Source organism: Stenotrophomonas sp., assembly GCF_036662295.1.
Taxonomy (GTDB): Bacteria; Pseudomonadota; Gammaproteobacteria; order Xanthomonadales; family Xanthomonadaceae; genus Stenotrophomonas.
In genome coordinates this window covers 22,718-29,566 of record NZ_JAVWXA010000046.1, presented here as the reverse complement: position 1 = coordinate 29,566, position 6,849 = coordinate 22,718, and the positions used below count along the sequence as shown (strand labels likewise).

At 68.7% G+C, this 6,849-nt stretch carries 5 protein-coding genes; 1 reads left to right on the top strand and 4 read right to left on the bottom strand.

The features are described from left to right. Positions 1 to 195 precede the first annotated feature (195 nt). From RSA25_RS10915 to RSA25_RS10905, 3 genes are all read right to left on the bottom strand, one after another. On the bottom strand, positions 196 to 600 hold the full coding sequence (locus RSA25_RS10915) for a hypothetical protein (RefSeq protein ID WP_332808907.1): 405 nt from the start codon (positions 598 to 600) through the stop codon (positions 196 to 198). A gap of 182 nt (positions 601 to 782) precedes the next feature. Continuing rightward, positions 783 to 1,124, bottom strand: a complete 342-nt coding sequence (locus RSA25_RS10910; RefSeq protein WP_332808906.1) for a hypothetical protein — start codon at positions 1,122 to 1,124, stop codon at positions 783 to 785. A gap of 124 nt (positions 1,125 to 1,248) precedes the next feature. Beyond that, positions 1,249 to 2,424 (bottom strand): acetyl-CoA C-acyltransferase, encoded by a 1,176-nt coding sequence (locus RSA25_RS10905; RefSeq protein ID WP_332808905.1) that lies wholly within the window; start codon positions 2,422 to 2,424, stop codon positions 1,249 to 1,251. 182 nt (positions 2,425 to 2,606) lie between these two features. Here RSA25_RS10905 and RSA25_RS10900 point away from each other — a divergent pair, with 182 nt between their 5' ends. Continuing rightward, entirely contained in the window at positions 2,607 to 5,462 is a 2,856-nt protein-coding gene (locus RSA25_RS10900) for a S8 family serine peptidase (RefSeq protein ID WP_332808904.1), read from the top strand. A gap of 214 nt (positions 5,463 to 5,676) precedes the next feature. On the opposite strand, the gene RSA25_RS10895 is transcribed toward RSA25_RS10900, so the two are convergent. Next, entirely contained in the window at positions 5,677 to 6,774 is a 1,098-nt protein-coding gene (locus tag RSA25_RS10895; protein WP_332808903.1) for a Glu/Leu/Phe/Val dehydrogenase dimerization domain-containing protein, read from the bottom strand. Between the last annotated feature and the right edge of the window lie 75 nt (positions 6,775 to 6,849).

The window sequence follows — 6,849 nt, the reverse complement described above, 5'->3', positions numbered from 1 at the left end:
CGCCCAGCCGCCAGCGGCTGGGCCGGGCCGCGGAGCGGGACTTGCAGCGTGTCCCGCACCCCCGCCCGTACCCGCCCCAAGCGACAAGGCATGCACGCGCGAGGTTCAGCAGAGCCTTACCCCGCAGATGGGCGAAGAACAAAAAAAACGCCCCTTCCTGCGAAGGGGCGTCCGAGGCATTACAGCAACTGCTTGTCAGTGCTTGGCGGCGTCGGCGTTCTGTTTGGCGTCGTCGGCCACGTCGCGTGCCTTGTCGGCCACCTTCTGGGCGGCATCGGCGGTGGCGTCGCTGGCGTGGGCAGTGGCATCGCGGGCGGCGGTCTTGGCCTCGCCGGCGGCCTCGGAGGTCGCCGCGGCGGCGCGGTCCAGGGCCTGCTGCGTATCGGCGGCGGCGCGTTCGGAGGCGGCGGCGGCTTCATCGGCGGCGCTGCGGGTAGAGGCGGCGGCCTTGTCCACCGCTTCGCGTGCGGCGGCATTGGCGCTGTCGGCGGCCTGCGCGGCGTCCTGGCGTGCCTGTTCGGCCTCCGGGCCCTTGCACGCGGCCAGGCCGAGCAGCAGGGAGGCGGCCAGCAGGGAAGTGGTCAGCGGAGGGATGGTCATGGCGCTCTCCAGTACAGGGATCGTAGGGGAGGCCAGCCTATTCATGCCGTCGTGAAGGCCGGGTGGCGGCCAATGGCATCCGTACAGCGGCGCCTGGGATCCTCGTCGGCCCGGCGTGCGCCCAAAGAAAAAGCCGCTGGCGAACCAGCGGCTTCTTCAGACTTGCTTGAAGAAAGAAGTGATTACTTCTTGGCTTCTTCAGCAGCGTCCTTGGCCTGCTCGGCGGTGGCTTCACCGGCCTTGGCAGCGTCGGCAGCAGCGCCGGCAGCAGCGTCGGTGGCAGCGCCCGAAGCCTGGGCAGCGGCGTCAGCCGAAGCGTCAGCAGCGGTGGTGGCGGTGTCGGCGGCAGCCTGGGCAGCGTCGGCGGTCTGGGCGCCAGCAGCAGCGGCCTGGTCGGCAGCGACCTGGGCGTCAGCGGCAGCTTCGTTGGCCGAAGCAGCAGCGTCAGCAGCCTGTTCCTGCTTCGAGCAGGCGGTCAGAGCCAGGCCCAGGGCCATCGCGATCAGCAGCTTGTTGATGCTCATTTGTGTGAATCCTCGTCGTTAGATTAGGCAACGCGCTATTGCGCGCCCGGCAACATGATGACAAGCCACGTTTGGCTGTCAAGCGATCGCGCATTCATTTTTGCGAAATGCGCGTTAAATCCAATCAAATCAATTCGATGGCGATGGCCGTCGCTTCGCCGCCGCCGATGCAGAGCGTAGCGATGCCGCGCTTTCCCCCGCGCGTGCGCAATGCATTGACCAGCGTCACCACCAGACGGGCACCCGAAGCACCGATCGGATGGCCCAGTGCGCAGGCACCGCCATTCACGTTGACCTTCTCGTGCGGAATGCCCAGTTCGCGGATCGGCGCCATGGCCACCACCGCGAAGGCTTCGTTGATCTCGAACAGGTCCACCTGGTCAAGGCTCCAGCCGGTCTTGGCCAGCAGCGTGTGCAGCGCGCCGATCGGGGCGGTGGTGAACCACTCCGGCTCCTGCGAATGGGTGGCGTGGGCCACGATCCGCGCCAGCGGCTGCAGCCCGCGGGCGGCCGCGTCTTCCTCGGTCAGCAGCACCACGGCAGCGGCGCCGTCGGAGATGCTGGAGGAGCTGGCGGCGGTGACCGTGCCGTCCTTCTTGAAGGCCGGGCGCAGGGTCGGGATCTTGGCGATGTCCGACCGGCCCGGCTGCTCGTCCTGCGCGAACGCGACCTCGCCCTTGCGCGTGGCCACCGTCACTTCCACGATTTCATCGTCGAAGGCGCCGCTGGCCTGCGCGGCCTGCGCACGGCGCACCGACTCGATGGCGAAGGCATCCTGCTCTTCGCGGCTGACCTGGTACTTGTCCACCGCGCATTCGGCGAACTCACCCATCGCCTTGCCGTCGTAGGCGTTGACGAGGCCGTCGTGGGCCATGTGGTCCACCGCCTGGAAATTGCCGAACCGATTGCCGGTGCGCGAATTGGGCAGCATGTGCGGGGCGTTGGACATCGACTCCATGCCGCCGGCCACCACGATGCTGGCCGAACCGGCCTTGATCAGGTCATGGCCCAGCATGATGGCCTTCATGCCCGAACCGCACACCTTGTTCAGCGTGGTCGCGCCGGTGGCCAGCGGAATGCCGGCGGCGATCGCGGCCTGGCGGGCCGGCGCCTGGCCGAGGTTGGCCGGCAGCACGCAGCCCATGATCACCTCGGAGACATCCGCTGCCGGGACCCCGGACTGCTGCAGTGCGGCAGCGATCGCCGCGGCGCCCAGGGCAGGGGTGGGGACGCCGTTGAACTGGCCCAGGAAGGAACCGATGGCGGTGCGTTTGGCAGCGGCGATGACAATGTTGGACATGGCAATCTCGTTGGTGCGTGGGCAGGTTTTCAAGAGTGGGATCGCGTGCCATTGGCGTGCGCGTGTTTTCCCGGCAGACTGCGAACTACCGGCCAAGTATAGAGGCTTGGCACTTGCCGCCGGCCGAGGTCCAGGAGGACCGACCGGACGGGTGAAAACAATACGTCAATGGGGATACAAGGATGAACAAGGCAGTCTTGGGGCGGTCTCTGCTGGTCACGGCCATGGCCGCGGCGCTGGGTGCGTGTGGCGGTGGTGGCGGTGGCAACAACGTGCGCGTCGATCCGCCGCCGGTGACGCCGCCGCCGACCACGCCCCCGCCGACCACGCCTCCCGCCAAACCGGCCGAACCGGCGTTTGATGCCCACCTGACCATCACCCAGGCCGGTGCCGCGCGCACCGCCGGGCTGGATGGCACCGGCGTGCGCATCGGCGTGGTCGATTCGGGCGTGATGCGCAACCACGCCGCCCTGGATGGCCGCGTCCTGGCCAACTACAGCTACGTCGATTCGCGCACCAACAACCTCAACGTGGACGACGTGGTCGGCCATGGCACCGCCGTGGCCGAACTGGCCGCCGGCAAGGCCGTGGGCAGCTGGCAGGGCGGCATCGCCCCGGGCGCGCAGATCGTGTCGGCCCGGATCATCGCCGACACCCGCCCGAGCGACGACGGCTCGGGCAACGGCAACGAAGTCAGCGGCGCCCTCGGCCTGGCCCCGGTCCACCAGGACCTGATCGGGCAGGGCGTCAAGATCATGAACAACTCCTGGGGCGGTCTGTACTGGACCAACGCCAACGCCACCGCGCCGATCGCCCAGGAATACCGCCCCTTCATCATCGCCAACGGCGGGCTGGTGGTGTTTGCCACCGGCAACGAAAGCAAGGCCAACCCGTCCAGCATGGCGGCACTGCCCAGCCAGCCGGGCCCGAACGGCACGCTGCCGGCGGCCGACCTGGAGCGTGGCTGGCTGAGCGTGACCGCGGTGGACTCCACCGACCCGAGCAAGCTGGCCTCCTACGCCAATGCCTGCGGCGTGGCCGCGCGCTACTGCCTGGCGGCACCGGGCGCGGCGGTCTATGTCGATCCGGCCTACACCGCCGGCAGCACCACCACGCCCAAGTACCTGTGGAACTACGGCACCTCGTTTGCCGCGCCGCTGGTGTCCGGGGCGGCCGCGCTGGTCTGGCAGAAGTACCCGTATTTCAGCAACGACCTGGTCCGCCAGACGCTGCTCGGCACCGCCACCGACCTGGGCAGCGCCGGGGTCGACAGCACCTTCGGCTATGGCCTGCTCAACATCGCCAAGGCGATCAACGGCCCGGCGCGCTTCGACTGGGGCAACACCACCGTCAACGTCAACCAGACCGCGCTCAACTCGGTGTGGGGCAACAACATCAGCGGCAGCGGCGGGCTGATCAAGCAGGGCGTGGGCGCGCTGGGCCTGACCGGCACCAACACCTACACCGGTGATACCCGTATCGAGCAGGGCACGATCGCACTGCGCAATGGCGCCTCCCTCACCTCCAACGTGACCGTGGTGGCCAACGCGGGTGGGGCGAACGCCTCGGCGTTGCAGTTCCTGTCCGGCGACGGGCGGATCAAGGGCAACGTCGACAACGGCGGCAGCGTGATCCTGCGCGATGCCAACGGCACCGGCACCATCGATGGCAACTACACCCAGCGGGCCGGCGCGCAGCTGATGATCGCGCTGGGTGGCAACGCGTTGAACGTCACCGGCACCGCCGCGCTGGCGGGCAACGTGCACGTCAGCACCATCGTCAGCGGCTACGTGCCGGCGGCCGGGCGGACCCAGACGGTGCTGCAGGCCGGGCAGATCAGTGGCCAGTTCGATGCGGTCACCCACAGCCTCACCCAGGCCACGCTGTTGCAGATGTCCCTGCAGCAGAGCGCCAACGCCGTGACGCTCACCACCGACCAGATCAACATCACCACGGCCAGCCGCAATGCCGGCCTGGCGGGCGCGACGCTGGCCTCGGCCGGCCGCGTGGAAACCGCTTTCGAAGTGCTGGATCGGGGCGGCGCGGCGGGCAACGCCTTTGCCGACGGTGCCGGTGAACTGCAGCGCGTGCAGGGCACCCAGGCCCTGCAGGACAGCCTGGACAGCCTGTCCGGCAAGGCCCATGCATTGGCCACCGCGTCCACCTTCGACAGCATCGACCTCAACCGCCGCGCCTTGTCGGCCCGGTTCGGGCAGGTGGGCGCCACGCCGCGCCTGCGCGGTGCCTGGCAGAGCACGCTGGGCGAGGTGGGGCAGGGCAGCTTCTCGGCCAGTGGCACCGACACGCGCGGCTGGATGATGGGCCAGGATGCGGCGCTGGGCAGCAACGGCGTGCTCGGTTTCGCCTTCGGTGAAACCCGCACCCACAACAGCCGTGACTGGGGCAGCGACCGCGGTCGCGACCGCCAGTCGCAGGCGCAGTTGTATGCCGGCTGGAACACCGGCAACGCCTACGCGCTGGGCCAGGTGGGCGCCGGCCAGTTCACCCGCGAGATCGATCGCCAGCTGTTGTTGGGCGCCGGCCAGTACGGGGTCAACGCCCGTTATGGCGGCAGCTTCACGGCGGCCAGCGTCGAGACCGGCTACCGCTTCGGCGATGGCCGCGCCTCGCTGACGCCGTACCTGGGCGCGGACTATTCGCGCGTGGACAGCGATCGCTTCACCGAGCAGGGCGGGCTGGGCTTCGGCCTGCGCACCCAGGGCAATGTCAGCACGCGCAGCCAGGCCCTGGCCGGCGTGCGGGCCGAACGCCAGTGGGGCCGCTGGGCGCTGCGCGGTTACGCCGAATGGCAGCAGCTGCTCTCCAGCCAGGGGCTGACCCAGGACGCCAGCTTCGTCGGCGTCGATGCATGGGCACCCATGGCGGGCCTGCAGCCGGCGCGCTCGGGTGGCCTGTTCGGCCTGTCGGTGGAGTCGTGGTTGAGCCGCCACAGCCGCGTGGCCTTCGGTTACGACCAGCGCTTCGGCCCGCGCGGCGACCTCAGCCAGGTCGCACTGCGCTATTCCACGGCCTTCTAAGCCGCACAACACGCGGGGCCCGCCGGGGCCCCGCGCTTCAGCCGCAACTCCCGGCGCCACAGGGGTTGCCGTGCGCTGTCGTGACGCCGGCCCGCTGCCGGCACTACCGGCTGGTTCGGTGCGGACCGGGCAACGGTCCAGGGCGAAGAACAAAAAGAAAGGGCGCGATTGCATCGCGCCCTTCTGCTTTGCAGCGGTCACCGCCGACCGGCGGTCAGCTGCCGCGCAAGGTTCCCAGGCGCGGCGTGGCGCGCCCCAGCGGCATCTTCAGCTTGCCGATCGACTGGATCCGCGTCTCGGCAATCTGGTCGGCCGCGCGCTGCGGCGCGATCCCTTCGCGCTCGGACAGCGCAAAGATCCGCCCCAGGTTGTGGTAGATGCTGCGGATCAGACGCATCGCCCGCTCGCGGTTGTAGCCGTCGATCTCCAGCGACACATTCATCACCCCGCCTGCGTTCACCGCGTAATCGGGCGCATACAGGATCCCGCGCGCATGCAGCTCATCGCCCACCTCCAGGCTCGACAGCTGGTTGTTGGCCGTCCCGCACACGATCCTGCACTTCAGCCGCGGCAGCGTCTGCGGGTTGATGGCCCCTTCCAGCGCGCACGGCGCGAACACATCTGCGTTCACATCGTAGATGTCATCGGGCTTCACGGCCTCGGCGCCGTACTCGGTCACCGCCCGCTCCACCAGCGCACTGTCCAGATCGGTCACCAGCAGCTTCGCGCCCCGGTCGCGCAGCAGCTTCACCAGCTCCATCCCGATGTGGCCCAGGCCTTGCACGGCGATGCTCGCCTTGCCCACTTCCTCGTGGCCCAGCTTGTGCTGCATCGATGCCATCAGCGCCTGCAGCGCCCCGTAAGCGGTGAACGGGGCCGGATCGCCCGAGCCGCCATGGACCTGGTGCACGCCGGTGACGTACTCGCTTTCCAGGTAGATGTTTTCCATGTCGTTGACGTCGGTGCCCACGTCCTCGGCGGTGATGTAGCGGCCGCCCAGCGAATCCACATACCGCCCGAACGCGCGGAACAGCACCTCGCTCTTGTCCTGGCGCGGGTCGCCGATGATCACCGCCTTGCCCCCGCCCACGTTCAGCCCGGCCAGCGCGTTCTTGTAGGTCATGGTCCGGCTCAGCCGCAATGCGTCGGCCAGCGCATCGTCGGTGCTGGCGTAGGGGCGCATGCGCACGCCGCCCAGGGCCGGGCCCAGGGTGGTGTTGTGGATGGCGATGATCGCCCTCAGACCGGCATCGCGGTTGTGGCAGAACACCACTTGTTCGTGACCGGAAGTTTCGAGGGTTTCAAATAACATGGTGGCTCCGATGGTGCGAACGGTGGCGAACAGCGGCGAACGAACCAGCAAAATGTGGGTTGCAAAACAAAAAAA

Coding starts and splice junctions, on each gene's coding strand:
- RSA25_RS10905 (WP_332808905.1), bottom strand. CDS start 2,424: ATGTCCAACATTGTCATCGCCGCTGCCAAACGCACCGCCATCGGTTCC.
- RSA25_RS10900 (WP_332808904.1), top strand. CDS start 2,607: ATGAACAAGGCAGTCTTGGGGCGGTCTCTGCTGGTCACGGCCATGGCC.
- RSA25_RS10895 (WP_332808903.1), bottom strand. CDS start 6,774: ATGTTATTTGAAACCCTCGAAACTTCCGGTCACGAACAAGTGGTGTTC.
- RSA25_RS10910 (WP_332808906.1), bottom strand. CDS start 1,124: ATGAGCATCAACAAGCTGCTGATCGCGATGGCCCTGGGCCTGGCTCTG.
- RSA25_RS10915 (WP_332808907.1), bottom strand. CDS start 600: ATGACCATCCCTCCGCTGACCACTTCCCTGCTGGCCGCCTCCCTGCTG.